This window comes from Streptomyces sp. HPF1205 (assembly GCF_020400825.1).
Lineage (GTDB): Bacteria > Actinomycetota > Actinomycetes > Streptomycetales > Streptomycetaceae > Actinacidiphila.
Genome location: NZ_JAINVH010000009.1, coordinates 62,191 through 88,556, shown reverse-complemented (window position 1 = coordinate 88,556; position 26,366 = coordinate 62,191). Strand labels below are relative to the sequence as shown.

Annotated in this window: 20 protein-coding genes and 3 pseudogenes; 12 read left to right on the top strand and 11 right to left on the bottom strand. The window is 68.1% G+C overall.

What is annotated here, in order from left to right; all coding sequences use genetic code 11:
- Positions 1-102 precede the first annotated feature (102 nt).
- The 7 genes from K7G61_RS12695 to K7G61_RS12665 all read left to right on the top strand — a co-directional run bounded on the left by K7G61_RS12695 (position 103) and on the right by K7G61_RS12665 (position 5,831).
- Positions 103-351, top strand: coding sequence for a hypothetical protein (locus K7G61_RS12695; RefSeq protein WP_225846871.1), 249 nt, complete (start codon positions 103-105; stop codon positions 349-351).
- A 105-nt stretch (positions 352-456) separates the two neighbouring features.
- Entirely contained in the window at positions 457-1,515 is a 1,059-nt protein-coding gene (locus K7G61_RS12690; RefSeq protein ID WP_225846870.1) for a thymidylate synthase, read from the top strand.
- Positions 1,512-2,063: a nucleoside-diphosphate kinase gene (locus tag K7G61_RS12685; protein WP_225846869.1), complete on the top strand. Its 552-nt coding sequence runs from the start codon at positions 1,512-1,514 to the stop codon at positions 2,061-2,063. The genes K7G61_RS12690 and K7G61_RS12685 overlap by 4 nt, the downstream gene beginning before the upstream one ends.
- Before the next feature lie 25 nt (positions 2,064-2,088).
- Complete coding sequence (locus K7G61_RS12680) at positions 2,089-3,279, top strand: radical SAM protein (RefSeq protein WP_225846868.1); 1,191 nt, start codon at positions 2,089-2,091, stop codon at positions 3,277-3,279.
- Positions 3,276-3,878 (top strand): 3'-5' exonuclease, encoded by a 603-nt coding sequence (locus K7G61_RS12675; protein ID WP_225846867.1) that lies wholly within the window; start codon positions 3,276-3,278, stop codon positions 3,876-3,878. The genes K7G61_RS12680 and K7G61_RS12675 overlap by 4 nt, the downstream gene beginning before the upstream one ends.
- Before the next feature lie 364 nt (positions 3,879-4,242).
- The gene (locus K7G61_RS12670) at positions 4,243-4,590 is read left to right on the top strand and encodes a hypothetical protein (RefSeq protein WP_225846866.1); all 348 of its coding nucleotides are present in this window, start codon (positions 4,243-4,245) and stop codon (positions 4,588-4,590) included.
- 17 nt (positions 4,591-4,607) lie between these two features.
- Positions 4,608-5,831, top strand: a complete 1,224-nt coding sequence (locus K7G61_RS12665) for a caspase family protein (protein ID WP_225846865.1) — start codon at positions 4,608-4,610, stop codon at positions 5,829-5,831.
- 143 nt (positions 5,832-5,974) lie between these two features.
- Here the strand turns inward: K7G61_RS12665 and K7G61_RS12660 are convergent, their stop codons facing one another.
- Positions 5,975-6,115, bottom strand: a complete 141-nt coding sequence (locus tag K7G61_RS12660) for a hypothetical protein (RefSeq protein WP_225846864.1) — start codon at positions 6,113-6,115, stop codon at positions 5,975-5,977.
- Between the two features lie 692 nt (positions 6,116-6,807).
- Positions 6,808-7,059, bottom strand: a pseudogene (locus K7G61_RS12655) (tyrosine-type recombinase/integrase); the annotation flags it as partial.
- Between K7G61_RS12655 and K7G61_RS12650 the strand changes: the two are divergent.
- Positions 7,048-7,287, top strand: a pseudogene (locus K7G61_RS12650) (ATP-binding protein); the annotation flags it as partial. The pseudogenes K7G61_RS12655 and K7G61_RS12650 sit on opposite strands and share 12 nt — an antisense overlap.
- Before the next feature lie 240 nt (positions 7,288-7,527).
- Entirely contained in the window at positions 7,528-8,643 is a 1,116-nt protein-coding gene (locus K7G61_RS12645) for an EcsC family protein (protein WP_225846863.1), read from the top strand.
- A gap of 39 nt (positions 8,644-8,682) precedes the next feature.
- Here the strand turns inward: K7G61_RS12645 and K7G61_RS12640 are convergent, their stop codons facing one another.
- Complete coding sequence (locus K7G61_RS12640; RefSeq protein ID WP_225846862.1) at positions 8,683-10,080, bottom strand: hypothetical protein; 1,398 nt, start codon at positions 10,078-10,080, stop codon at positions 8,683-8,685.
- 1,023 nt (positions 10,081-11,103) lie between these two features.
- Between K7G61_RS12640 and K7G61_RS12630 the strand changes: the two are divergent.
- Positions 11,104-11,583, top strand: a pseudogene (locus K7G61_RS12630) (cyclopropane-fatty-acyl-phospholipid synthase family protein); the annotation flags it as partial.
- A gap of 366 nt (positions 11,584-11,949) precedes the next feature.
- Here K7G61_RS12630 and K7G61_RS12625 read toward each other — a convergent pair.
- Positions 11,950-13,587 carry a serine/threonine-protein kinase gene (locus K7G61_RS12625; protein ID WP_225846861.1) on the bottom strand — a complete coding sequence of 546 codons (1,638 nt, stop codon included), beginning with the start codon at positions 13,585-13,587 and terminating at the stop codon, positions 11,950-11,952.
- Positions 13,588-13,866: 279 nt separating this feature from the next.
- On the opposite strand from K7G61_RS12625, the gene K7G61_RS12620 reads away from it, so the two are divergent.
- On the top strand, positions 13,867-14,697 hold the full coding sequence (locus K7G61_RS12620; RefSeq protein ID WP_225846860.1) for a hypothetical protein: 831 nt from the start codon (positions 13,867-13,869) through the stop codon (positions 14,695-14,697).
- A gap of 695 nt (positions 14,698-15,392) precedes the next feature.
- Here the strand turns inward: K7G61_RS12620 and K7G61_RS37285 are convergent.
- From K7G61_RS37285 to K7G61_RS12605, 3 genes are read right to left on the bottom strand one after another with little or no spacing between them, the layout of a single operon-like run.
- Positions 15,393-15,698, bottom strand: a complete 306-nt coding sequence (locus K7G61_RS37285; RefSeq protein ID WP_374204120.1) for a hypothetical protein — start codon at positions 15,696-15,698, stop codon at positions 15,393-15,395.
- A gap of 2 nt (positions 15,699-15,700) precedes the next feature.
- Positions 15,701-15,892, bottom strand: coding sequence for a hypothetical protein (locus K7G61_RS12610; protein WP_225846859.1), 192 nt, complete (start codon positions 15,890-15,892; stop codon positions 15,701-15,703).
- Between the two features lie 11 nt (positions 15,893-15,903).
- Positions 15,904-16,755, bottom strand: a complete 852-nt coding sequence (locus K7G61_RS12605) for a helix-turn-helix transcriptional regulator (protein WP_225846858.1) — start codon at positions 16,753-16,755, stop codon at positions 15,904-15,906.
- Positions 16,756-17,001: 246 nt separating this feature from the next.
- Here K7G61_RS12605 and K7G61_RS12600 point away from each other — a divergent pair, with 246 nt between their 5' ends.
- Positions 17,002-17,436: an ATP-binding protein gene (locus tag K7G61_RS12600; protein WP_225846857.1), complete on the top strand. Its 435-nt coding sequence runs from the start codon at positions 17,002-17,004 to the stop codon at positions 17,434-17,436.
- Between the two features lie 3 nt (positions 17,437-17,439).
- Here K7G61_RS12600 and K7G61_RS12595 read toward each other — a convergent pair whose 3' ends face one another.
- The 4 genes from K7G61_RS12595 to K7G61_RS12580 form a co-directional block, all read right to left on the bottom strand.
- A complete protein-coding gene (locus K7G61_RS12595; protein WP_263984286.1) occupies positions 17,440-20,649 on the bottom strand; it encodes a type I restriction endonuclease in 3,210 nt (1,069 codons plus the stop codon).
- A gap of 80 nt (positions 20,650-20,729) precedes the next feature.
- A complete protein-coding gene (locus K7G61_RS12590) occupies positions 20,730-22,865 on the bottom strand; it encodes an AIPR family protein (RefSeq protein WP_225846856.1) in 2,136 nt (711 codons plus the stop codon).
- 135 nt (positions 22,866-23,000) lie between these two features.
- The gene (locus K7G61_RS12585) at positions 23,001-24,287 is read right to left on the bottom strand and encodes a restriction endonuclease subunit S (protein ID WP_225846855.1); all 1,287 of its coding nucleotides are present in this window, start codon (positions 24,285-24,287) and stop codon (positions 23,001-23,003) included.
- Positions 24,284-26,350 (bottom strand): class I SAM-dependent DNA methyltransferase, encoded by a 2,067-nt coding sequence (locus K7G61_RS12580; protein ID WP_225846854.1) that lies wholly within the window; start codon positions 26,348-26,350, stop codon positions 24,284-24,286. The genes K7G61_RS12585 and K7G61_RS12580 overlap by 4 nt, the downstream gene beginning before the upstream one ends.
- Positions 26,351-26,366: the final 16 nt, after the last annotated feature.

Sequence of the window (26,366 nt, the reverse complement as noted above, 5' to 3'; positions counted from 1 at the left end):
CGGCCGGGGGAAGGGCCGGCCGCACCGGGGAAGGGCGCCGACCGCGCCGGCGACGCGTGCCGGACACGGTCCCCCACGTTCCGTCAGGAAGGAAATCAGCACGTGCAGACCGGCCAGCAGCCAAGAGGCTGGGCCCTGTCCGACGGCTCGTACCTGGTCAACCCCGAGCCACGGGGCCCCACGGCTCTCCATCTGCGGCAGTGGGTGTGCCTGGACGGTCAGGCCTACCGGATCGTCAACCTCCGCCAGGTCGGCGTGGGCGCCCGCCTGGTGGAGCTGACCGGGCACCCGCCGGTCTACGTCTCCGCAACCGACACGCTGCTGGTGTTCTCCGTGATGCCGGCCCCGTGACCGGTGCGCACGGCGACCGCGCCGTTATCCGCTTCGGCCACTCCTATGCCCATCGGGCCGCCCCGACAGGCAGGGCCTGCTATCTCGTCCCCTCCAGGAGGTTGTATGGAACCGCTTCCGAACCGGCCCGGGCAAGCTCAGGCGCTGGCGCCTGTCAGCTTCGCGAGCTTTGAGGCGGCCTACGTGGAGTTACTGCGGTTGGCCACCGACGCGCACCAGTTCCGCGTCTCGCCGCGCGGAAATGCCGCGAACGAGGTGATCGGCGTGGCCTTCCGACTGACGGACCCGCGGCAGAGGCTCCTCTACCTGGCGGAGCGGAAGGCCAACCCGGTGTTCCAATGGGCCGAGGCCCTGTGGTACCTGGCCGGCCGCACGGATCTCGCAATGATCGGACACTACGCGCCGCGGCTGGCGACCAGTTCGCGAGACGGCCTCACCATCGACGGCTCGGCCTACGGCCACCGCATCTTCGCCCCGGCCCCTGGTGAGGAGACGGCGGCGTTCGACCGTGTCCTGGAGCTGCTGCGGCGCGAGCCGGACAGCAAACGAGCCTTCGTCCCAGTGTTCCACCCGGGGGACCTGGCCGGAATCGAGGCCAACCCGGACATGCCGTGCCTGGCGGGGCTGCATTTCCTGCCACGCGACGGGCGGCTGCACATGGTCTGCTCGATGCGCGCGAATGACCTGTACCGCGGGCTGGTCAGCGACGTCTTCTCGTTCACGGTGATCCAGGAGTACGCGGCGGTGCAGCTCGGCTTGGAGCTGGGCACGTACACCCACTACATGGGGTCGGCGCACGTCAACGACGTCAACGCCGACGATGTCGGACGGATCATGGCCGAAGTGGCCGCACGGCCGGCTCCCTCCGCCTTCCCGTTCCCGCCGATGCCGGCGACAACGGGGCCGGACACCATTGCCCAGGTCCTGGAGCACGAGCTGGCTCTTCGGACGAATCAGGCCGCCTACAGCGTCGATGACATCGCCTCGCTCGACCTGGACCCGTACTGGCAGCAAGTACTGCTGCTGTTCGAGGTGCATCGGCAGATCACGCACGACCAGGTCGGCCTCGTCGACGCCGGTGTGCTGGCCGCTTTGGAGCCGGGGCTGCGCTGGCTGGTGGGGCACCGCTGGGCGGCGTGCGCCGGGCCCGAGGGCGTCCGGTGAATGGCAAGCCGCGCCAGAGCGGCGCGGTCGTGGACGGCGTGGACTGGGAACGCTGGTCGGTGATCTTGTGCAAGCCCGACGCCGTGGACCGCGGCCTGGTCGACGACGTCCTCGGCCGGCTGGCCGCGCCAAGCGTGGAGATCATCGCCCGGATGACGGTGAAGGTGCAGCCGTGGCAGATCCACGTGCACTACTGGGACCTGCTCGTGGACCGCGACTGGTTCCCCGGCCGGGACATCCCGGCGTGCCTGGACGCGGAGTACGCCGGCCGCACGGTGGTGGTGGCGCTCGCGTACGGCCGCCGCGGTGTCCACAGCTGGATGCGCGACCAACTGGGCCACTTCGACCCCACGGTGGCCGCGGCCGGCACAATCCGCGGCGATCTCGGCGAGGACTCGCTTACGCGCGCCATTGCCGAGCAGCGGCTTGTCCGCAACCTCGTCCACACCTCCGACCACCCGGCCGCGGCGTGCCGGGACTTCGGCATCTGGTTCGGGGCCGGCCGCCGCGCCCTGCTCATCCCGCACCAGCGCGCAGCCACGACCTGACCATCCCCCCTGCCTTGGAGGTGCCATGTACACACCTGCCCCGCACGCCCGGCGACCGCTCCCGCTGCTGACCGGTGAGCAGATCGCCGGGTTGCGGCCGTCCCTCGCGGACGTGATCGAGTACCGCAAGTCCGGGCTGTCGCTGAACTGGATCGTCGGCTGCCCGTTGGACTGCGGATACTGCGTCCGGCACCTGTTCGACAACTTCGAGATGAAGGTGCCGCGGCGGCTGATGAGCGACGAGGACGCTGTCACCGCGCTGACCGGCCACCGGTACTTCCGGCCGCACAAGACGCCGATCCAGCTCCTGAACAGGGCCACGGACCCGATGCTGCCGGTCGTCAAGCCGCACCTGTTCGCGGTGCTGCGCGCCCTGGACGACCAGGGCCTGACCAATCACGTGCTGATCATCACCCGGTGGCGCGTGGACGCCGAGGACTGCGCCGTCCTCAACTCCTTCCGCAACCTGCGGTTGACGGTCCTGGTCACGCACTCCGGCATCGACCACCCTGCGATCGAGCCGGTGGACTCCGAGATTGCCGCGGGCAGCCTGCGCACGCTGTACGAGCACGCCGAGCGGTACCGCACGGTGCTGTACTGGCGGCCGATCGTGCCGGGTCTGAACGATTCGCAGGCCCACCTGCAGCGCGCTCGGGAGCTGTCCGCGCACGCGCACGCCACGGTGTTCACGGGCCTGTTCTTCCGGCAGGAAATCGCCGACTACTACGCCGCGCACGGGCTGCCGGTGCCGTACGAGGACACCGCGCGCCGCAAGATCATGCCGGAGGTCGCAGAGCGGCGCATCCTGTACTACTTCCACCGGCCGCAACATGCCGAGGCCCCGTGGGGTGCCCTGTTCCGCAAGACGAGCTGCGCGGTGGCCTACGCGCACGCGGAGGCCGACTACAACGGCCACTTCGGCATCCAGGAGCTGTGCGACATCTGCCCACCTGCGCAGGTGGAGCGCTGCCGGGGCGCGTGGGTGCGGCCGGACCTTGAGGAAGTGACCGCGGCGGCGCGCGAGCTCGGCGCGACCGGCCGGGTCGAGGTCGATGAGCGGGCCATCATCGTGGAGGGCCTGGACGAGCCGCCGCGCTACTACCTCCAGCACGGCTACGGGTTCCAGTGCCATGACCGCAGCAAGCCCCACCACTACCGCCAGCACGGCCGGGCGCCCATCGGCTGGGAGGCGGAGAACGGACCTACCGCGTCATGAACTTCAGCACCTGGCCGCCCCTGCTCGTCGTCGATGTCGAAGGCAACGGGGCCAACCCGCCTGATCTGGTGGAGGTCGCCGTGCTGCCCGTCGTCGGGGGCGCGCCGGACGTGAGTACGGCAGGGGCCTGGCTGATCCGCCCGCCCCGGCCGGTCACGCCCTTCGCGGTCCAGGTGCACGGTCTGACGAACCAGGTGCTGGCCTCCTGCCCCTCCTGGCAGGAGATCGCCGGGCAGGTGCGCGGAAAGCTCGGCGGCGCGTGGATCGCCGCTCACAACGCGCACGTGGACTACCGGGTGCTGTCCGCGCACCTGCCCGGCTGGCAGCCTGCCGGCGTCCTGGACACCCTGCGCCTGGCCCGGGTCGCGTGGCCGGGCCTTGCCTCGTACCGCCTTGATGCCCTGATCGGCCACTTCAAGCCCGACCTCAGCCACGTACCGGACCAGCGGCACCGGGCGCGCTATGACGCCTACGCCACCGCGCTGCTGCTGGTGGCCCTGGCCGAGCACTTCCCGACGTGGGAGCAGCTCGCTGCCGCGGGCGTGCCTGCCGGCCTGCCCGGTGCCCCCCAATCAGAAGAGGATCCAACGCTGTGGTGAAGACGCCTGTGCGTATCGGCGTGACCGGTGCGCACTCCACCGGCAAGACCTTGTTGCTGCGCCGGATCGAGATGGAGCTGCGCGCTCTGGGGGTGACCGTCGCGCGCACCGGCGGCCTCGGGCGGCGGCCGGCGAGATCGGGCTGCCGAAGATGCACGAGCACACCGCCCAGTCCACGGAGTGGATCATGGCGCAGGGGATGGGTGTGTCCAATCAACATCAACGGCTGATCTCGGATGAGGGCCTGGCCGCTCTTCTGGGTGCGCAGGAGGAACGCCTGTAAGCGGACGATTGGGGGCCCAACTGGAAGTCCTGATCGGTAATATGTTTCCGCTTCGCCGCCACACCTACTGGGGGGTATGACATGGAAGGCGCGGATCGGCTCACGCAACTCGACGAGCGCACCCTTCCCTTCTGGGTCGAGGTCACCGACGAGGACGAACACGCCGACCACGACTCAATGGGTCTGTTCAACCGCAATGGGGACGCGGTGCTCCGACCCGTCCCGCTTGGCCCGCTGCGTCAAAATCTCGCCGAGGCGGTTGACGCCTTGCAACAGGTCTTTGCTGATGTGGCGAACCGCGGGGGCACCCTGCCGCTGGCCGAGGCACAGCTGTCCTTCCAAGTCACTGCGACCGGCGGTGTTCAATTCATAGGCACCGGCCAGGTGCAGGGTACGCGCGGCCTCACCCTGACCTTCAAGCGCCCGTAAGCGCCGGCGAGTCAGTCATGCCACAGCACCGCGCCCTGCTGATCGGGGCTAGCAACTACGACATGCGGGGAATCCACTCACTCCCCTTCATCCCCGCCGACCTTGCGCGCCTCGGCTCGGCCTTCCGGCGCAGAGGCTTCCACGATGTGCAGATACTCTCCCAACGGGAGGGCGGCAAACAGATCTCGGCCAACTTCATCAATGCCCGCGTCGCCGGATTCCTGCGCCGCGCAGGCAGAGGCGACACCCTGGTGATCTTCCTCAGCGGGCATGGTGTTCACGCTGCCGGCAGGGACTACCTCGTCCCCGAGGACATTGACGAGGACACACATCCCTTCGAGTCCGGCTGCGTGCCCATCGACTGGCGGCCACAGCTGGACGAGACACTCGCCGACCATGTGGTCTTCCTCATCGATGCCTGCCGGGAAGGCATCGAAGCAACTGCCTCAATGAGCGTGGCAGGCGTGACGGAATGGGGGCGGCAGAAGACGGCCGCCGCTTTACGGCGGAAGGTGGGGTACGTCTACGGCTGTTCCCCCGCCCAGTTCTCCCTCTACGTACGCGATCACGAAGCCATGGTCGACGGTGTCACGTACGGCACGGTCCCCGGCGAGTCATTCAGCCTCTTCTCCCGCGCGGTCTCGGACGTCGTCGCCTCCCACCAGGGCGCGCTCACCCTGGACGCTTTCAGACAGATCACCCAAGAACGGGTGTCCTTACTTCACCAGGCGTACCAGAAGCGAGGCAACCCGCAGCAGCTGCGTGCGGTCACCGACATCCACGATGCCTTCACCTTCCTCCCAGCGGCGGGCGGCCACGAGGCCACCACGGCAGCCATAACACCTCCCGTCTCCCAGCACCCGGCAACGCCCTCTCGGAGCACGCCGCCGCCCCGGCCTCCGGCAGCACCGCCCCGGCCATCCGGGCCGCCAAGACAACCGGGACTCCGCCGCTGGCAGCGCAACCTGTTGGGCTTCGGCTACGCCACAGCTCCCATCAGTTACTGCGTCTACGTGATCATGCTTCGCCAGCGCGCGTGGAAGTACCTATCCGTGGAGCAGTACCTGTGGTGGGTTTCGCCGCTCGTTGGCGTGGCGGTCGGCACGTGGTTGATCGCCTCCACCCCGTCCGCGACCCGTGCTCGCCATCAAGCCATCGCCTGCACTGTTTGGTGCAGCGTCTGGGGGGCCTATTGCTACCTGACCTACGAAGGTCATATGCCCCTGGTCGGGGCCGGTTGAACTCGGCCGTCGCCAAGCTCTGGGGGACAATCGCGTAACCCCGGATGCTCCTGCGGATCCAAAGGAGATCCGCTGGGAGCCGCCTGCGCGCCGTCGCGGTCTGAGTGGCCAGGCGGGCCTGCGCGGCCGATATTACGAGCTGGTCACATGCCGTGCACCGCCGCGGTTGGGGTGTGGCCGTCCTGGGCCTCCTGGGCGCGTTCCGCCAGCATGCGCGTCAGCGCCTCCAACGTACTGAGCTGGTAGTCCGCGTAATAGACTTGTTCCTTTTTCCCCTCGGACACCGCTACAACTCGACGTGCACCCGATCCCGGCGAGCGACGCGAAGGGGGAGCCGGTGCACTTCCACGCCGACTTCCGGTTCGGGTTCCGGCTGGACCGGAGCGCGGACGTGCGGCTCCGGAAGGAGGAGGTCAGCGGGTATACCTGGTGACCGGTCGGCAACATCGAGGACGAGACGCTGCGCGGCCGTGTCGCCGCGAGCCTGGCCGGCGTGTATGGGCTCGTAGGGCAAGACCGGCGCGGCCACCACTTTCCCACGGGGGCGGCCGCGCCTTCGCGTTCCGGGTGTGGCACCCAGATTCGGGGTGCGGTCCCGGGGTGGGCGCCCGCGTTGCAGGCTCGCTGACCTGGGCTTACTTCTGGGGTACCTCTGCCGATTCTGGGTGTGAACCGGGTGTGATCTTGAAGGATCGAGACGTACGCGAGAAGTATCCGAGGAGTCGCAGATAGGTACGACAGCCGGGCGGAAACCTTGAACGCACGCCTCTGACCTGCCACTATGTGGTGTCAGGCCGCAGGTCAGAGTGCTGCGGCTCTCGACTTTTTACGCAGCATCCATATTTCGGGACGAAGAGGCCGTGGGTTCAAATCCCGCCACCCCGACTGGTGAAAACGCAGGTCAGGCCCGGTTTCTCGAAAGAGGAACCGGGCCTGACCTGCGTTGAGTGTCAAAGTGAGTGTCTACGGTTTTGGATCACGCTTGAAGCTTGTCCATGGCGACCGCTCCCGTCTGGATCACGGGTCTGATCTGCTTCCGGTAGACCTCCTCCGTGACGGCCGTGCTGGAGTGCCCGACCAGCCGAGAGATCTCCTCCAGCGGGACCCCGTTGTCCGAGAGCAGCGACACGAAGCTGTGCCGGAGCTCCCGAGGCGTCCACTCGGCAGCATCGGTCCCCTCCGCCTTGCTGAGCGCCGCCCGGAAGGCCCGGCGTACGGGGGAGGCATCCTGCTCCGCCTCAGCCGACACGTAGGCGGCGTCGTGCGGGTCGAGGTCCACGACAGCGGCGACGGCCACCCCCACCTGCCCATCCCGCCGGAGGAGACCCGCCCCGCAGCCCCGGAGGAACGGGAGTCCGGCCGCGGCCTGCTCCTGGTCAACGTGCTCGCGGACAAGTGGGACGTCGGCGAGCGGGTGCCCGGCAAGGTCGTCTGGTGCGAGTTCGCCCCGCGTTGAGCCTCGAACGCACGGCCAGGACCCCGTCGGGCTGCCCACGACAGAGGACCAGCTGTTGGCCGGCGCGCTCCGGGCCGGCTGGAGCAGGCCACGTCCGTGCGGGTGGTGCCGCGCGGTGGACGGCGAAGACAGGACACGGACGCGTCCACCCGGCCCGCGATTCGGCAACCCCCCGGTGCGAGTGCACCGTTGTGCACCATTACGGCCTTACGCGAAGGCCCCGGCCCCTACCATCGCGGTATGGCGATTCCTTCGGACTACGAGCTCGACGCATGGCGTGACATTCAGCGGTTCAAGGGTCGTCCGCTGTCGCGAGTTCAGAAAATCGCCGGCGAGCGCATGGCCCATGGCGCCGCAGAACTCGGCAGGCGTGCCGCCAAGCGCCTGGAGAACCACCCGCGGGCGCAGTCGGCGGTCTCGCGTGGGCAGGAGTTCGTCGCCAAGGGTGCTCAGAAGGTCAGCGCCGGGGCGCGCGGAGCCGCCGACGCCCTCCCGGAATGGAGCGACACCGCTCTCCAGTCCCTGCGGAAGACGGTAGGGCGGGTCTCGCGAGCCGGGCTGTCCCCGAAAAGGGTGGTGACGCTCCACCAGAAGCGCGGGCATGAGGTCGCCTCGCTGCACGACCTGCGCCGCCTGGACCTGGAGCAGATAGACGCTGTGCGCGGACGGGCAGCGAGCTGGTACTACCCGGCCGCCGCGGCGCTCTCAGGAGCGACGGCGGCGCTGGTGATCTCGGGAGGAGAGCTCGTCATCACGGTCTCCGCCGGTGCCGCGGCCGCGCCTTCGGGGGGCGCGATCGTCGGTGCTCTCGCTGCCGATGCCGCGGCCGTCCTCGGGCTCGTCTCCCGCTCCGTCGGCCAGATCGCGCTGCGCTACGGCTACGACCCCGAGGAGCCCGCCGAAAAGCTCTTCGTTATGTCGGTAGTCAACGCCGGGACGGCCGTGACGGCCACCGCGAAGACCGCTGCCATGCGCGACATCTCACGGCTCACCCAGGCGCTCGTCCGCGGCAAGACGTGGGAGGTCCTGAACGACGCGGTCGTCGCCAAGGTCTACGTGCAGTTCGCGAAGGCCTTCGAGTTCCGCCTGACCAAGCAGGGCCTCGGCAAGGCCGTACCGGCAGTCGGGATCATCGTGGGAAGCGCCCTCAACTGGACCACGCTGGAGTCGACCGTCGACCTCGCCGACATGGCGTTCCGGCGGCGGTTCCTCCTGGAGAAGTACCCACACCTCGCCGACACGGAAGCGTCCGGACCGTTTTCGAATGCCGGCACGGACGACGTCCAGGACGACGCCGGCGAAGAGGTCAGCGTCCTCGGCGAGCTCACCGAGGCAGGCGGCCCCGACCTCCACTGAGCCGCCGAGTTCGACGGGCACATGCCGGTTCAGGAACGATCAACGGCCCTGCCGGCGAGCGGTGTTGCGTGCCGACTGCGGCTGGTCCTCGCCCATGACCAGGCCCGCGATGAGCATGCGGCCTTCGTTCACGCTCCGGGTGGCCTGCTGCCGCACCAGCTCCGTGCTCGCTCCCGTCGTGCCGATCATTCCGGTCTCAACCAGCCTGGTGAACATGGTGTTGTCGAGGTAGCTGGGCACGTTGGCGTACCCGAAGCGAGGCCCGCCCGTGCGGCCGTCCCGCAGGCGGGGATCGTCACGAAGGCGCTCGAAGTGCTGCCGGGAGAAGTACATGCCCGGCACCATGACGTTCGCCTGCGGGATGACCCCTTCGGGCGGGCACAGTTTGATCCAGCTCGGATCGGCGTTGAGCCGGTGGTCGTCCGTCGGCTTCCTGAGCACGGCCGCGTACGTGTCCACGTCGTGCATCCGCTTCAGCTCTTTTGCCAGATTGCGGTCGCTGTCGGGGTAGTAGTAGCCGCCGACGTGCCGGTCCAGTTTCTTGTACTGGACGAGGATCAGACTGCCGCGTGTCTCGTGGTAGTAGAGCAGGTCCGCGCCGGAGATGGCCTCTGCGCTCGTGCGGTTGACGTTGGCGATCAGCAGCGACTGGCCGTTCTGGTGGAACCGCCGCCAGGCCACGTGGCCGGTGTTCTCGCCGATCCAGCCCATGAAGGTCTCGAAGTCCCGGCCGATGTGATGGTCCTCGATCGCGATGTCGTGCTCAGGGGCCGCCGTTCTTTGCGAAGCACTGGCGTCCGGGTGAGCGTCCCGTCCCGTCCGGCTCAGAAGATCGATGTACGCGGGCGGTGGGGTGTCGTCGTACAGCGCTTCCGCCGGCGGATCCCAGCGGGCGAGTTGCGGGATGGTCATACCGGCCATGCGCCCGAGCCCCAGGACGGCGTCCCGCTGGGTCGCCAGTGCCTCGTCGGCCTTGGAACCGGGCCGCACGCGATAGCCGTCGATCACTGCTCTGAGGCCACTGATCACATCGCCGGCCTCGGGCCGCAGTTCGGCCAGGGCGGCGAGCACCGCCTCGCCCGTGGCCTCCGTCTGCTGGCCTTCCGCGACCAGATGGGCGCTGTGGCGCCCGCTCAGCATCCCCAGGACATCGTCCAGCGGCACCGCATGGGTGAGCACTGTGATTTGCGAAATCTCCAGCTTCTGTTCCAGATCGGCCGCTTGGTGCAACCGCTTGGTGTGCCCGAGTCGGCTCACCATCGGTCGGCCGTACCTGTCCGGAGTAGCGACCAGGGTGATGTGACGCCCCTTGGTCCAGAACTCTTTGGGCCGTGTGGTCGTCCAGACCCACTCATGGCGTCCGGCGGGCGGGTAGAGCCTCTCCTTGAATTCGAGATGTTTCGTCTCGGCCTCTGTACACCTGATGATCGCGACCATGCCCACCATTCTGATCCGCCGACACGGGCGGAAGACGATGTTCCGGCACAATATGGCCGCCCCGCGAGCGCAGCGCCAGGCGCTGCCACGCCCGGGTGATCAGGTGGAAATTCAGACGGCCCGCGCCACGGCGGCGCGCAGTTCGCGGCGCCGCTGGTGTGGGGGTGGCGGTCCGCCAACTCGTGGACGATGGCGCGGATCGCGGGCCGGTCGCGGACCTCGCCGGGGCTGGCGCGGTAGGCGTCCAGCAGCGCGCGGGCGGTTTGCTCGGGCCGGTTCCAGGCCCACCACGCTCTGGCCATGTCGGTGCCCATGCGGGCCTTGCGTTCGGCTGTGGGGAACTGCTCCGCTCGGAGGTTCCTTCCGGCTTCCAGTGCGGCGCCCGCGTCGCCGAGGGCCCAATGGACGCTGACGGCGTAGAGGTCGACGGCTGCGGGGGTGAGGGGGAACAGGCGGCCGGCGGGGGCGGTTGTCGGAAGCCGGCGGGCGGCTCGGCGGGCTTCTTCGGTCAGCGTCAGTGCTTCGGAGCGCCTGCCGCCGCGGGCGGCGGTGTAGGCGAGGGTGCAGAGCATCTGTGCGTACGCGGACGTCGAGGCGTCGGTGCGCAGGCCCGTGGATTCGAGGTCGGCGGCGGCTCTCGTCATGATGCGCTGGGCAGCGGCATTCCGGTCCTGGTGGCGGAGCACGATCGCGAGTTCGCGGGCGGCGGCTGCCGCGGCCAGTGGGGAGCCGGAGATCTCGGCCCAGGTGCGGGCGCGGTCGGCGGTGAGACGTGCGCGGTCGTGGGAGCCGATCTTGACCAGGACGGCGGTGGTGAGGCTGTACACAGTTGACAGCCGTGCCTGGTCCGGGCTCCTGCGGGTCGCGGCGGCGGAATGGGCGTCGGCGATGAGACCGGGCAGAGCGGCCAGGAGTCTGCCGTGCGCGCCGCAGTCGTAGAGGCCGCGGGCGGTCGCCAGGCGAACGTCCAGCGGTCCGGCGTCCTGGGACGGCGGGGTGTCGGCGACCTCGGCGCCGGGGCGGCCCGGCCGAGTCGACGCGGTCGACGCCTCAACGGCGCAGCACGCCATGGCCACGGACCTGTTCGGTGATCTCGCACCGCGCCTGCGCATCGTGCGGTCCGACGTGGTCGACCACCTGCGGACCGCGGCCGGCGCCTACGACGTGCTGTACTCCGTCTTCGGTGCCGTGGACTTCACCGAGCCGCGCACTCTGCTGCCGGCGGCCGCCGGCGCGCTGCGGCCCGGCGGCCGCCTGGTGTTCTCCACCCTCGCCCACGGCTTGGGGGGCGCCCCCGCCAGGACCGACGTCACGCACGCCGACATCCCCGCCAGAACGCCCGACGGCGGGACGACCACGATGCGCCGCTGGGTACTCCAGGAGCACGTATGGACCAAGCTCCTGTACGAGGCGGGCTTCTCCGACGTCGGCACCGACGTTCTGCCGGCCTCCGCCGACGGACCACGCAGCGCCGGCACCCTGCTGGTGACGGCCTCGGCCTGACCGGGTGCGGTGTCACCTGCACGGCCCCCTCGAAGCCGTCGGCCGACTGGTCGTGATCACGAACGGGTCGGGCACCGCTGACGCACCAGACCTCCTCGCGGGAGGGCAGGCGCGTTCGATCCGCTCCGCGAAGGTGATCTGATCGCCGCCGCCCTCTTGGACTGGGGCCGCAGCGAGCGACACTGCTACCGAGCCCGGGGTTCACCGTCGGCTACGCGGCGGCGGGCGACTGCTGTCGCCCACTCGAAGCGGGCAATGCCTCGGGGATACCGACGACCTCGACGGTGACGTTCGGCGGCTCCAGCGCTTTGGCGGTCTGCGCGAGCGTGATCAGGGAGAAGGGGAAAAGCGTCTCGTCGCGCGGGCTCAGCCCTCGGGCCGGCGCAGCCGGAGGAGGAGGTCGGCGATTTCGCGGGTCTCCTCGTCGTCCTCGCCGAGGACCACGCACATGTCCTCATGGAGGGCGTCGAGGACGCCTTCGGCTGTGACCCGGTCGCCCTCGGTGTACAGCAGGATGCCGATGTTGCGGCGCAGGTCGATGGCCGTCACGGAGGCGTCTCCCTCGGCGCTGATGACGAGTTCCAGGACCTCCTGGAACTCGCGCAGGGCGGCCGCCGTCTCACCGAGGTTCGCCCGGCAGCCGGCGGCCGACCGGCGGCACTCCAGGGTCTCGCGGCTCGAAGGCCCCGCCGTACGGGCGTAGACGGCGGCCAGCGCCTCGAACTCCGGGAGCGCGCGCCGGTAGTCCTCTCCCGCCATGAGAACGGCCGCACGCTGGCGCCGCAGGCCGAGCACCCGCCGGTTCTGCACGCCGAGCGCGGTGGCCGCGGGCCCGATGACCGCCTTGAGGACGTCCGCGGCCTGCGTGAACCGGCCGTCGTCGGCGAGGTCCGCGGAGCGGGCGTACGCGTCCCGGATCGCGTCCCGCAGGACCGTGTCGGCGGGTACGGGGGCCGGTGCCGGGGGTACCGGGGGCGCCGGCTCGGCGGCGGGTGACGGGACCGCGGTACGCCGCAGGGGCGCGTTCGGCTGCCGGTAGACGACGGTCGGGTCGGCGACCCCGGCCGGTGCGCGGCCGTCCATGCCGGGGAGCGCCGAAAGCCCGTCGTCCGTCCCCGGAAGCGGCAGGTGCGGGACCAGCCGCTCGTACACCGCGTAGGCGTCGGCCGGCCGCTGTTCGGGCGCCTTGGCCAGGAGCTCCAGCGTCAGTGCCTCCAGCCCCTCCGGCACCTCGGGGCGCAGGGTGCGCAGCCTCTCCGGCGGCATGTCCACGTGCCGGCGCATCAGCTCGAAGTCGCTGTCACCGCTGAACACCGGTTGCCCGGAGAGGAGTTCGTGCAGCACGCAGCCCAGGGCGTAGAGGTCGCTGAGCGGGGTGATCCGCCCGCAGTTGATCTGCTCGGGCGACATGTAGCGGCTCGTGCCGATCGGGTTGCCCGTGGCGGTCAGCCGGGTGACGTCCGAGCGCAGGATCTTGGCGATGCCGAAGTCCAGGACCTTTACGGTGCCGTCGGCGGCGATGAGGACGTTGTCCGGCTTCAGGTCGCGGTGCACGACGGGGATCGCGTGGGCGTACGACAGGACCGTGCAGATCTGCGCGGCGATCGAGGCGGCCCAGCTCACCGGGAGCAGCGACGTCCCGGAACCGTCCGCGCCCGCGCCCGCGCCCGCGCCCGCGAGGACCGTGCGCAGGGACGTTCCGCGTACGTACTCCATCACCAGGTACAGGCGGTCGTACGAGGACTGGTCGAGCAGCGCGTCGAAGACCTGCGGCACCCCGTGGTGGCCGATCCGGGCGGTGACGCGCGCCTCGCGCCGGAAGCGGAGCGCGAACTCCCGGGCGTGCGCGGGGGACCCGATCGCGTCCGGGCGGATGATCTTGACCGCGATCTCGCGGTCGAGGACGGTGTCGTAGCCGCGCCAGACGATCCCCATGCCGCCGGAGTCGATCTCCTCGATCAGCTCGTAGCGGCCCTGGTCCCCGATCCTCGGTGCCTGCGCCACGCCGTGTGCCCGCCGTCCCCTCGTCCCGCTCTCCCGTTTCCCGTTCTTCCGCCGCCGCCCGCCGGGCCGGTCCGGCGGGCGGACGACCCGTCGGCGCGATGCCTTTCGCGCGGCACCGACCATGATGGCCGAGCGGGCGCCTGCCGCGTGCGAAGTCGGCCTCTCGCGCGCGGAACCGCCCCGGCGGTCGCCGCCGTGGCCTAGGGTGGGAGCGCGGCCGGCCGGTGAAGTGCGCCGGTTCGCGGTGGGGCGACGGCGTGCGGGAACGTGGGGTGGACCATGGGGCTGGCCATGTGCCCGGTGTGCTGCGACGACGAGGACATCGAGCCGGTCCGCGTCCTCGACGACGGGCGCCGGCTGATGAGACACCGGTGCGGCCTGGAGTGGGCGGACGGAGAGCCCCTCGCTCAAGGGAAGAAGCCGTCCTACCTGTTCAACGATCTCAAGGCCCGCTTCCCGAAGCCCGAGGACGTCGACCCGGAGCGGATGGAGCGGGTGAACCGGCTCAAGGCGCGGTACCTCGCCACCACCAGGCCGGGCACCGACCCGAAGGTGACGGCCTACTGGGCGAAGTACCAGGAGGTCTTCTCCCCCGGCGGGCTGTGGACGTGCGAGCCGCGGCTGCTGAAGGACTTCGCCAACACCATTGTGGGGGCGCACCCCGGCAACCAGTCCGTGTTCAACTCCGCGTGGAACGAGATGGGTGAGGCAGCGGCGGCGGAGTCCACCCGCAGGACGATCGAGTACCTCCTGTACGGGCCTGACTCCGTCCCTCTCGAAGACCGGCTGGAGCACCTGCTGGCCGGCGCCAAGCCCTTCGCCATGAAGGGCTTCAAGGAGGCCCTCCTCACCAAGGTCCTGTGCGTGGTGCAGCCCGACGCGTTCCTGCCGATCCTCAAGTACACGACGGAGGCGGGCGGCAAGCGCGAGATCGCCCACAAGGTCTACGGGCTGGAGCTGCCGGCGCCCGAGTCGGTGAACTGGACCCTTGGACGGCTCATCCTGTGGAGCAACGACGTACTGCGCACCCTGGCCGGCGAGGGCTTCGCCGACCAGGAGCACGCCTCCGCGTTCCTGTGGTGGGCCAAGGACCGGTCCGCGGAGCTCTGACCGGCGGGAGTCACGCCTCGGAAACCGTCCGCTCACCGTTCGGCGGTGCGGTTGAGCCGAACAGGAGTCCTGTTCGGGTGACGTGGCGGTGGTCGGGGCATCGGGGCAGGGCCTCGTGGCAGCCCGGGGCTGCGAACCCGGCCGACCAGCTCCAGAAGGCCCCCGGGGGGCGATCAGCGCGCGGACCTCAGCCTGTCCAGGACGAGGCTCTTGGCGAAAGTTCGGCGGCTTCCTCCGCGTCACGAACCGGGCCCAGGCGGTTCATGTCGTCCCGCAGTCCCATCAATTCGAGAACACGAAATATGGACTCCAAACTATGTACTCACCGCCGCCGCTCTCCGTGAGGGAAATTTGGTAAGAGTGTCCGTTTTGACCCGCGAACGGCCAAGGGCCGAAGTGCCCTATGGGCCCGCACGGGGCCCACTCGTTCCATTCTCCTTTTTCCGTATTTGTCGTCATGTCATCGACCTCCGCCTTGAGGTGCGTGCATCCCGGAGTGGGGGCGATGATGTAGAAGTCGGGTTCGACGTTACTGCCGCTGGCGCTGATGCAGGCTCTCAGCGGTCCATTGGTCATGCAGCCGCCGCCCGTCGAGGCGTAGGCGGTACCAGGCGCGAGGGCGATGGCTGTCGTCCCTGCCACGGCAACGGCCAACGCCGTGACGCTTCGACGCATACTCATACTCCTGAACTCCCCTACTTTTGTGGACTGTTGGCGCCGATCAACATACGGTCCGGCCGTCCCGGCCACAAGGAATCCGCTGGATGTGACGACCTCATGGAGACCGGCAGCCCGCGCGGCCGGCCCGGCTCCAGCCGGCCGTGATCGACCGCGTCGTACATCGCCCCGCGCCGGTGCTCGGCCGCCGGCCTCAGCTCCACCAGCGACTTGACCGGACCGTCCGCACACAGCACCGCGCCGGTCAGCTCGAAGAGCGCATCGCCGCGGGTGTACAGGGACCAATAGCAGCAGCTCGGGTCACCGCCGAGGTTGAACGCCAAGCTCAGAGCAGGTGGTCCGCCTTGCCCGCCTTGATGTCCACGATCAGGGTGCGCAGGGCGTCGACGGAGTCGGTGAGGGGGCGGTCCTCCTGCCCGGCGACGGCTATGTAGCCGTTGCCCTCGGCGTCGGTGCCGATGCGGAAGCAGTTGCTGGCGTCCTGGCAGAAGGGGGCTTCCCAGGTGATGTCAGGCATGGCGGGCTCTCCTAGAGCTGCTGCGTAATGGAGTGGATGAGGTCGAGGGTCTCGTTGGGCGCAAGCGCGATCCGCTGCATCTCGTCGAGCTGCAGCCGGTACTTGTCCAAGTGCGCTTCGGCATACAGGAATTCCCCAGCCGAGGTGCGATCCAGTTGGACGGTGTCCAGTCGCGGCACCTCGCCTTGGGCGTACAGGATGGCCTGACCCGAGCCCGGAAACGCACCGGCTGAGAAGGGGATGGCCTGGATGGTGACGTTGTCGCGATCAGCGGCTTCCATAAGGTGAGCAAGTTGGTCTCGGAGCACACCCCTCCCGCCAACCTCGATGCGCAGCGCGGCTTCGTGGATGATCAGTACGTACGGTGGAGCCTCGGGACGGTCGACCGCCTGATGCCGCTGGACGCGATGAGCCACCCTTGCCTCGAACTCGGCCGCGGGCAAAGGCGGGATGGCGGCTTCGAACAGAGCCCGCGCATAAGCCTCGGTCTGGAACTGCCCCGGCATGTGCGTCATCGTGCTCACGCGCAAGCCCTCCGCACGCCACTCCAGCTCCGCGATGTCCAGGAACGTCGCCGGCAGGATGTCGCGGTACTCCTCCCACCAGCCGCGCGTGCGGTCACCACACATGTTGACCAGCGCGTCCACCAGAGTCTGGTCGGTGCATTCGTACTCGAACGCGATGCGCCGCACACGCTCCGCGCTGACCCCGTGGCGTCCCGCTTCGGTGCTGGTGATGACCGTCCGCTTCGTGTCCAGCAGGGCCGCGGCCTGCTCGGTCGACAGCCCAGCGGCTTCCCGGAGTCGGCGAAGCTCCGTGCCCAGACGCTGCTGGCGGGCAGTCGGATGGCTTCTCGGCGGCATGGCCTCCCTCTCGTTGCGTGCGGCTCAGTCTGCCTCGCGGTACTGAGCGGGGTCCAAACGGACATCCCAGTCTAGGTAGCACATGTACTCCCTCATGTCCTACTGTAAGTAGCGCGCAAGCAACACACCGCAATGCCGGAAGCGCACCGCGCGAACATGCCCGCCTGCCCTGGGGCGGGGGTGTCCGCGACCAGGGCGGTAGGCCACCGGCGGCCCCAAACCCTCAGCACCACAACGGAGTTCGCCATGCCCGACATCCCCTCCGTCCCCTCCCTCTGGCGCTTCCCGGCGCACCCCGCGTCCGTGTCGCGAGCCCGGCGGGCGGTCGCCGAAGCGCTCCCGCGCCGCCTGCGGCCCCATCTGGGCGACGACCTCGGCCTGTTGACATCGGAACTGGTCACCAACGCCATCCGGTACGGCGCGCGGCCGGAGGACGACGCTCTCGTCGAACTCGTCCTCTGGCCCGCTGACGGCCACTACTGGCTGGCCGTCTCGGACCCGGGAACGGGATGCGCCGACGGCACCCTCAAGCCGCGGCACCCGGGCGCGGATGCCGAGGCCGGCCGCGGCCTGCTCCTCGTCGACGCGCTCGCGGCGGCCTGGGCCGTCGTCCCCCGCCCGGTTCGCGGCACCTCCGTGGTCGCCGGTCTCCCGCTCCACCGGGGCGGCCGGCCAAAATGAAGGTCAGGCGGCGTCGCCGTCGATGTTCTCCTCGCGGCGGATCATCTGGTACGCGGCCCGGCGGGCGCTGCGGTTGAGCGTCCGCTTGAAGCTGTCGTCGTTGCTGAAGTACTTGCGGCCCATGTCGGCGATGGTGTCGATGTGGTCGGCCATCTTGTCCTCGAAGACCTCGTCGAAGACCAGCCCGAAGTTCTCCTCGTCGTTGACGGCGGCGGCGCGGACCTTCGGGTCGGCCTTCGCCTCCGTGAAGGGCGTGATGACGTCCTGCTCGGTGAAGTCGGTGCCGAACTTCTCGTTGAACTTCTCGATCAGCTCCGACAGCGGCGACTTCTCCGGCTCCTTCGCCCCGCCCGGGCCGTCGCCGAATCCGGGCAGTTCCGCCGCGCCCTCGGCGGTCAGCGCGAGGTCGTGCTCACCGGTCTTCCGCACCCGCAGGTGGCTGAGGTCGACGTCACCTATGTCCACGCCGCCGTCACCGCGCCTCGGCAGCCGGTTGAGGAGGTGGCGGCCGTAGAGGTAGAGGCGTTCGAGGTCGGCGTCGCGGTACGGGACGATCTGCGCGAGGAAGCCGTACTTGCGTACGTAGTCGTTGAGGTCGCCGCGGAACTCCTCGGCCACTTCCCGGGCCTCCTCGTCCAGTTCGCCGGCCTCGTCCTTGGCGTCCAGCAGGCCGGTGAAGCGGGAAACGGCCGGCGCGAGGAGCCGGTAGAGCTCCGCGTGCAGCTTCTCCCAGCGCGCCGCCGAGCCCGCCGCCTTCTCCTCGGCCGCCAGGTACGCCTCGGCGAAGTCCCGCATCTCCGCGTCGACGAGGATGTCGGGCCGCATGACCCGGCTCTGCGCGGTGTAGAGGAGGTTGGGGTCGGAGGGGAGGGTGTTCGCCTCCTCGAAGTACGGGACGAAGGACGCCTTTATGTCCTCGGCGTCGTTGACGAAGTCCAGGACCGCCAGGTCGGCTTGGGACTTGCGGTCGGCGGTGCGGTTCAGGCGCGAGAGGGTCTGGACGGCGTTGATGCCCGCGAGCTTCTTGTTCACGTACATCGTGGTGAGCAGCGGCTGGTCGAAGCCGGTCTGGTACTTCTCGGCGACGACCAGGATGCGGTACTCGCGCTGCGTCGCCTTCGCGCCCGTGCGCACGGCCTTGTCGTCCTTGCGCGTGTACGCGAACGCCTTCGGCAGCGCGGATTCCGCCAGGCCGCCGTTCTCCTTCGGCTCGGTCGTCTCCTCGCCGTCGTACGTCAGGCTGCCGGAGAACGCGACGAGTACGCCGGGGTCGGCGTACGCCCGGTCGCCGATGTACCGCTTGATCGCGCGGGACATCCGCACGGCACTGTCCCGGCCGCCCGTGACCACCATGGCCTTGGCGCGCCCGCCGAGCCGGCCCGCGGTGTGCGCCCGGAAGTGCTCCACGATCACCTCGGCATGCTGACTCACCGTGGACTCGTGGGTGTACGCGAACCGGGCGAGCAGGCTGCTCGCCTTCGACGGGTCCACCTCGCGCTCGTCCGGGTTGTTGTTCACCAGCTTCCAGTAGGTGCTGTACGTGACGTAGTTGCGCAGGGGGTCGAGGATGAAGCCCTCCTCGATGGCCTGGCGCATCGAGTACGTGTGGAAGGGCACGTACGCCGGCTTGCCGTCGACGGTGTCCAGGGTGCCGAAGAGTTCGAGCGTCTTCGCCTTGGGCGTGGCCGTGAACGCGAAGTAGGACAGGTTCTTGGCCTGGCTGCGCTGGACGGCCTTCTTGACGAGCTTGGCGTCGGTGGTCGCCGCGGCGCCTTCCGCCGCCTCTTCGGTCGCGCCGGCGTCGTCGGAGTCCGAGTCCAGGCCGAGTTCGCGCAGGGCCGCGCGGACGGCGGTGGCCGCGTCGCCGGACTGCGAGGAGTGCGCCTCGTCCACGACGATCGCGAAGGTGTGGCCCTGGATCTCGGTGGGGTTGCGGCGCAGGTAGTCGATGAGCGCGGGGAAGGTGTGCAGCGTGACCGTGATGATCTTCCCGGTCTCGCGGGACAGTGCCTTCGCGAGCTGGTCGGACTTCGCGCCGTGCTTCTCGTCGATCTTCACGACCAGTCCGGCGGTCTTCTCGAAGCTGCCGACGGTCTCCCGGAGCTGGGCGTCCAGGTTGCGGCGGTCGGTGATGATGACGACCTTGTCGAAGACGGGCACGCCCGGCTTGAGGCCGGCGGCCAGCGCGTCGGGGTCGAGCGCGGCCGGGTCGGTGGGCGTGTGCAGGGACGACAGGCGGTGCGCCAGCCAGGCGATGGTGTTCGACTTGCCGGAGCCGGCCGACGCCATCCCGAGGTAGTTGTGGCCCGCCCCGTGCCGGGCCGCGTGCGCGGCGAGCTTCGTGACGATGTCCCACTGGTGGTAGCGCGGGAAGATCAGCCGCTTGTGGGATTTGCCGTCCGGGCCCTTCTCCTTGCTCCGGTGCACGAACCGCTCGATCAGGTCCAGCCATGTGTCCGGCTGCCAGATCTGCTCCCAGAGGTACGAGGTCGCGTACGTCCCGGGGATGGTGGGCGCCGGGTTGCCCGCGCCGCCGGGCCTGCCCGGGCCCTCGGAGCCGGTGTTGAACGGCAGGAAACGGGTGGGCTTGCCCCTCAGCTCGGGGGCGACGAAGACGAGGTCCGGGTCCACGGCGAAGTTCGCGATCACGCGGCGCGTGAAGATCAGCTCGGTGGGGTCGCGTTCGAGGCGGTACTGCGCCTTGGCCTGCTCCACGCCCTGCTTGGTCAGCGGGTTCTTCAACTCGGCGGTGGCGAGCGGGATGCCGTTGAGAAAGAGGGTCAGGTCGAGGCGGTTGCCCTTGTCCGCCTGCTTGGTGGCGTACTCCAGCTCCCGGACGACGGTGAGCCGGTTCGCCCGGTAGTCGTCCAGGATGGCGTCGGAGGCGACGAGGTTCGGCTTGAAGTAGGCCAGTTTGATCCGTACGCCGTGGTCCTTGACGCCTTGCCGGAGTACGTCCAGCACGCCGTCCTCCGCGATGGCCTTGTCCACCCGCTTGGCGAACCCGGCCTGGGCGGCGTCGGGGTCGCCGCCGTAGAGGGCTTTGAGCTCTTCGAACTCGTCGGCCTGGGTGGCGCCGATGAACGCGAAGAGCTGTCCGGTGTCGAGGCCGAGGTCCGGGCTGTAGTCCTGTGCGACGGCCTCGCGCCAGCCGCGTTCCAGCATGGCGGCGACGATGGCGTTACCGAAGGCGGATTCGTGGTGTACGGCCATAATGCGTATCCATGTTCTCATTTAGTGAACGGTTCAGACGCCGAAAGCTGAGGGCTATGGCTGTGGCGAGGACCGGTTTTCTAGTCGCTGTCCGGAGCCTCTTCTGCTTGTAGCCGCAACGCCAACTCCCACAACGTCTCGCCCCCCTCAACACGCCACCGTGCTGTGCCCTGGTTAGCTACCGGCTGCTTCTTCCAGCCGGCGAGTCGCCACATCTCCTGAACGAGCGCCGACGGTGCGTACTGTTTCCGGTCCGCCTCCCACAGGAGAGGACGCCTGCTGTCGTTCGTCCAGATCGCCCGGCGACGGCGGGGGTCGGCGGAAAGCCATGCCACCAGTTCCTCGGCCTCCCGCTCCGTACTGCTCAACGGGACATAGACGAGAGCCGCCCCCTCAGCCACAGCCCGCGCCTTGACGAGGTAGGGCACGGTGTTGGGACGTCGGCGCTTACGGGGTTTCCTCTCCTTGATGTAGGCGGCCTGGAGGGTCGGAACGATGGCGCCAGCCATCACGTCGCTGAGTACCAGTTCGGCGAGCGTGGATACCTGCTCCGAATCCGTGATGATACGGCCGATATGGACGTCCGTTCCACACTCTGCGTCGATATGATGTATGAGCCACGCCAGCACCGTGTCCGTGACCGTCGGTACTTTTCGAAGGACTTCGTCATCCCAGTCAAACCCAGGTTCGGCGATGTCATCCCTGCCAAGCACCTGCATGACAAGATGCGCGATGATGTAGGCGCCCTTCTGGGCCAAAGTGTCCGCGCGACCTTCCCGTGTGGCGCGCGACACATGCAGAGCCGCACGGACGGCTCGCACGGTGAGCACCGACCGCCATACCTGATAGGCCGTGGGGCGCGCGCCGAACAGCACGTCGTAGATACCGCGATTTCCGCGTTCCCACAGAAGCTCAGGAGAGGTAGACGCTAGACAACAATACTTGGCATCAGGGTGGAAACACGCCAGTGAGAACGCCGCTTCCGTGATAGAACAGCCGGACTCTGGCGCCGGATCCGGGGCGCCACGCTTGATCGTGTACTCCTTCTCCAACTCTGCCGCGAGATCATCCCGGATGACACTCTGAGCCAAATCGAGCGAAACGAAGTCCCGCGGTTCCACCTTGTTCTGCTGGTTCGTGGCCTCCGTAACGTCGTTCGCGAACTCAGCGACGCCATGCGTGGCGATAACACGCACAGTGACATGCGCGTTGGCTGCTGTGGCCGGGCTGGACTCCATCGCCTGTGCAATGGCCCGGACCGTCTGAGCACCGTTGACGATACTCGCGTTCCCTGCGGTGAGAGAGACGGGTGCGCCCTGCGGAGCGGATCGTGACCTGTAACGTGCCTGAATGGTGTCGCACAGCAGCGTGATGCCGTTGTTGAAATACCAGAAATGCGCGGGAGATTTTTCTAGTGTCTCCACAATGCCGCGATTGGTGAGCGTGGTGCCGAGCGGGTTGCGGATGTTGAGTCTGAACAGTTGACTCCCGTGTTCCTCGTACCACTGAGCGACATCCTCAACACGCACGACGCCTTCGAAAGACTCGTGCACACCGTCGTGCTTGTGCCATCGTTCCATCTCGATGTCGAGGTCCAGCGGCGCTGGCGCGAGATCATCGCGGATCTGCGCGACGAGGTCTTCCGCGTAGAGATAGCGCACATTGAGAAGTGGACGGCCGACATTGTCGTACCTGGCCCGCACATCCTCGAACAATTGCGTGGCACCGGGCCCTGGTTCATGAATTCCCATCAGAGCGATAACCAGGGTGGCGGGCGCCATGGCGTCAATCATCAATTGGCTGGCCTCTTCAGCGAGCCGTTCACCACGGGCGTTGAACCGGTCGAACCTCTCCTGGTCGATGAGGTCGAGACCGCCGATCATCTCTCGTGCGGCCGCTCGGTCCAGCGTAGCTGTGCCCTTCTTACTCCACTTCGCCTGGACAAGATAGACATGCTCGGGATTGGTTGTGATGGCAATGGCATCCAAACCCTGGTCGTTCACACCGTCGATGACCCACGCTGCTGCGTTCTCGGGAGAGAAGCCAGTCACCTTGCGCACGGCGAGGGCGGCCATCGCTCGGGATAGCACACGCGGACTTCGCGCTTCCTCACTGAGCGACGCAATGTCACTGATGTCAAGGTGCTGAACGTAATCCCGTTCCAGCGCAACTGCCACCTGGCGTGCGAAGCGTTCTGCATCCCTTGCTGTAGCCACAATCCCCCCACCTTCGCACTGAATTGGACTCGATGACACCACGGTCAACATATCCAAATATCATTGACTTTGACCAGATCATTTCTGGTTGTTTGCGCGTTGGATCCAAGTGACCTGTCTATAAACTGCGAACATTCAGTCCTCGATATCTCTGCCACTGGCAGTGGACACGTCGATCTGACCGGTGACGGCGGCGGTGATCAGCGCTTGGCGCCGCTCGGCGAGGAGGTGGAGCTGACGATTGACCTTTTTTCGCAGGGCATCCAATTGCGCTCGGGCTCTAGAAGATCTATGCACCAAGTCGCGTTGCAGATCCGGACCAACTGCCGGGAGAGGCCATGCTTTCACCTCATCGAACCTGATGTTGGCCATCGACTGTGAAGCGCCATTAGAGCCAGCCGCACACAGCGCTCGGATCCGACTTCCGCGTGCCACGGCGGCAACGAAGTCCGGAGACATCTCACGGGTCAAGCGGACCCGGAAAATCTTGTCGGAGAGCAGCAGCTTGCTCCGGGCGCCCCGAACCACCGCCGTTGAACCGACCAACTGAGGCGTATTCGCCCGCGTGATCAGCAGATCGCCGTCGTGGACCTCGCTTGTACGATCGGGCTCCACACCTTCGGGAAGGCGCTTGTTTTCATGAGGCAGGAAGAGCCCCGGGCGCAGGCTGCTGACCTTGAGAACGCCCCACTCATTCTCCCCGGCGGGGACCGCTTCACACTGAGGGCTGGTTCCTTGGTCGACTCCCCACAGAAAGCGCCGAAGCGGCACATCGCTATGCCGCCCCACGAGTTCGTCAATGGCAAGGTCCAGTTGGGCCGATTCGCGCTCGTCCAGGAGATGCACGACCTGTTGCTGCAAGCTGGATAGGCGATCGATGCGGGCGGTTTCGGCGTCGAGGAAGTCGGCAATACGGCGCTGCTCCTCTACATGCGGCACAGGCAGGACGATCTCGCGCGCCACTTCAAGGTTGATCCGCGAGCGCGTGGATCCGCGACTCGATGCCGAGACTTGATCCGCGACGTATGACGAGCAGAGAGCCCAAGCGGCGAATCGGTGCGTGAGCCTCTTCTCGTCCAATCGAACTCGATAACAATCCGCTTTTACGATGGCAGGACCAAGGTCGTCCGGCGCAATACAGGCACGCCCTACGGGGTGCCGTTCGTCGCCGAGTCCTGCGATAAGCAGATCTCCGGATTTGACTTCATGACGCTTCAATTCATTGAAGTAGTCCAGGGAAATAAATACTTCATCGGAGTTCTTGAAGCGCGCTGATCCGATGTTGCCGAGTCGAATGACGCGAGCACCCTCGTCAGAGTAGTGACTGCTGGTTAGTGAGCTCCCGAAGGGGCCATCGGTCATCTCGTGGACGAAACGCCGAAGTGGGAACTGCGAATAACTGCGATGGGCGGGATTGCTCACGCCGTCACCTCCCCCAGCAACGCCTGGATCTCGGCCTCCAGCGACTTCAGCTCCGCGTCGATCTCCGCCAGTGGCCGTGGCGGCTTGTACACGTAGAAGTGCCGTGTGAACGGGATCTCGTAGCCCACCTTCGTCTTCGTGTGGTCGATCCACGCGTCCGGCACATGGGGCAGCACCTCCCGCCGCAGGTACTCGTCCACGTCCTCGTCCAGCGGGACGTTCTCGTAGTCCCGCAACTCCGGGTCCGGCTCCGGCTCGCCCTTGACCATCTGCACCTCGCCCTCGGGGTCGCGGACGCCGACCACCTCCCGCAGGGCCTTGGCGAACGGCGCTCCCGTCGGCCACAGGCGGCCCGCCGCCACCACCGCGTCCTTCAGGTCGATCCACGCGTCGGACTTCGTCGGCCAGGACTTGCCGACCAGCGGCCGCAGGGCCGCCACGAACGCCTCGACGTCCGTGGCCCGCGCGATCGGCTTCGAGGCCGCGACCGACGCCAGCGTCTCGTCCGTCACCTCGAAGCGGAGCTTCAACGGCCGCTCGACCGTGATCCGGCGGTAGCCGAAGTCCTCGTTCCTGAAGACCTTGATCTTCCCGGCCTTCTCGATCAGGTCGTGGCCGTCGCCGCGCTCGGCCGCGTCCACCACGGCCAGCGCCTCCGTGTAGAGGCGGGTGATCTCGGCAATGTGCTGCTCGCCCAGTTCCTTGCGCTTGTCGCCGAGCGACTTCCGCATCTTCTGCCAGTAGTCGCGCGCGTCGAGCAGGACGACCTTGCCGCGCCGGTCGACGGCCTTGCGGTTGCTGAGGACCCAGAAGTACGTGGAGATGCCGGTGTTGTAGAAGAGCTGGTCAGGCAGGGCGACGATGCCCTCCAGCCAGTCGTTCTCCAGGATCCACTGCCGGATGCGGGACTCCCCCGACTCGGCCGCGCCCGTGAACAGCGGCGAGCCGTTGAAGACGATCGCGATCCGGCTGCCGCCGGCGCCATTCGCGTCCACCGGCTTCATCTTGGAGATCATGTGCTGGAGGAACAGCAGCGAGCCGTCGTTGATGCGCGGCAGGCCGGCGCCGAACCGCCCGCTCTCGCCGAGGCGTTCGTGCTCGCTCTCGACCTCGTCCTTGACCTTCTTCCACTCCACGCCGAACGGCGGGTTGGCCAGCAGGTAGTCGAAGTGGGCGCCGTTGTGGCCGTCGTCGCTGAAGGAGTTGCCGAACTTGATGTTCTCCGGGTTCTGCCCCTTGATCATCATGTCGGAACGGCAGATGGCCCACGACTCCGGGTTGAGCTCCTGGCCGTAGACGCCGACCGTGGCGTCGGGGTTGAAGCTCTTGATCTGCTCCTCCGCCGCGCTGAGCATCCCGCCGGTGCCGCAGGCCGGGTCCATGACCGTGCGGACCGTACCCGGCAGGGCCAGCACGTCGCTGTCGGGCGCGACCAGCAGGTTGACCATCAGGCGGATGACCTCGCGCGGCGTGAAGTGCTCACCGGCCGTCTCGTTGGACTGCTCGGCGAAGCGCCGGATCAGCTCCTCGAAGACATAGCCCATCTGGTGGTTGGAGACGACCTCGACCGGCCGGCCGTCCTCACCGAGCACGGGCACGCCCTCGGCGTCGGTCCGCACCGGTCGCAGGTCGAGGTCGGCGAAGCGCCCGACGACCTGGTAGAGCAGGTTCGCCGCGTCCAGCCTCCTGATCTGCTGGGCGAACTCGTAGCGCTCCAGCACCTCCTGCGCGTTGGGCGAGAAGGCGGCGCAGTACGCCTGGAGGTTCTTCGCGACCTGCGAGGGGTCGCCGGCGATGGCCTTCAGCGTGTACGGGCTGGTGTTGTAGAAGCTGTGCCCGGACGCCTTGCGCAGGAAGCGGTCCGGGTTCATCTCCGAGCCTTTGTACTGTTCGGCGACCTGGAGGACCTTGTCCTTGGTGGGCGCCAGGACGCACTCCAGGCGGCGCAGCACGGTGAACGGCAGGATGACCTTGCCGTAGTCGGACTGCTTGTAGTCGCCGCGCAGGAGGTCGGCGACGGACCAGGCGTGGTTCGCCAGCTCCGTGTGCTTGCTGCTGTTCAACGGGCTCGGGTTCCCT

Excerpts from the sequence above, each read along its gene's own strand:
- K7G61_RS12595 (WP_263984286.1), bottom strand. The coding sequence starts at position 20,649 with ATGGCCGTACACCACGAATCCGCCTTCGGTAACGCCATCGTCGCCGCC.
- K7G61_RS12665 (WP_225846865.1), top strand. The coding sequence starts at position 4,608 with ATGCCACAGCACCGCGCCCTGCTGATCGGGGCTAGCAACTACGACATG.
- K7G61_RS12675 (WP_225846867.1), top strand. The coding sequence starts at position 3,276 with ATGAACTTCAGCACCTGGCCGCCCCTGCTCGTCGTCGATGTCGAAGGC.
- K7G61_RS12640 (WP_225846862.1), bottom strand. The coding sequence starts at position 10,080 with ATGGTCGCGATCATCAGGTGTACAGAGGCCGAGACGAAACATCTCGAA.
- K7G61_RS12605 (WP_225846858.1), bottom strand. The coding sequence starts at position 16,755 with ATGCCGCCGAGAAGCCATCCGACTGCCCGCCAGCAGCGTCTGGGCACG.
- K7G61_RS12610 (WP_225846859.1), bottom strand. The coding sequence starts at position 15,892 with ATGCCTGACATCACCTGGGAAGCCCCCTTCTGCCAGGACGCCAGCAAC.
- K7G61_RS12670 (WP_225846866.1), top strand. The coding sequence starts at position 4,243 with ATGGAAGGCGCGGATCGGCTCACGCAACTCGACGAGCGCACCCTTCCC.
- K7G61_RS12645 (WP_225846863.1), top strand. The coding sequence starts at position 7,528 with ATGGCGATTCCTTCGGACTACGAGCTCGACGCATGGCGTGACATTCAG.
- K7G61_RS12680 (WP_225846868.1), top strand. The coding sequence starts at position 2,089 with ATGTACACACCTGCCCCGCACGCCCGGCGACCGCTCCCGCTGCTGACC.
- K7G61_RS12690 (WP_225846870.1), top strand. The coding sequence starts at position 457 with ATGGAACCGCTTCCGAACCGGCCCGGGCAAGCTCAGGCGCTGGCGCCT.
- K7G61_RS12620 (WP_225846860.1), top strand. The coding sequence starts at position 13,867 with ATGGGGCTGGCCATGTGCCCGGTGTGCTGCGACGACGAGGACATCGAG.
- K7G61_RS12600 (WP_225846857.1), top strand. The coding sequence starts at position 17,002 with ATGCCCGACATCCCCTCCGTCCCCTCCCTCTGGCGCTTCCCGGCGCAC.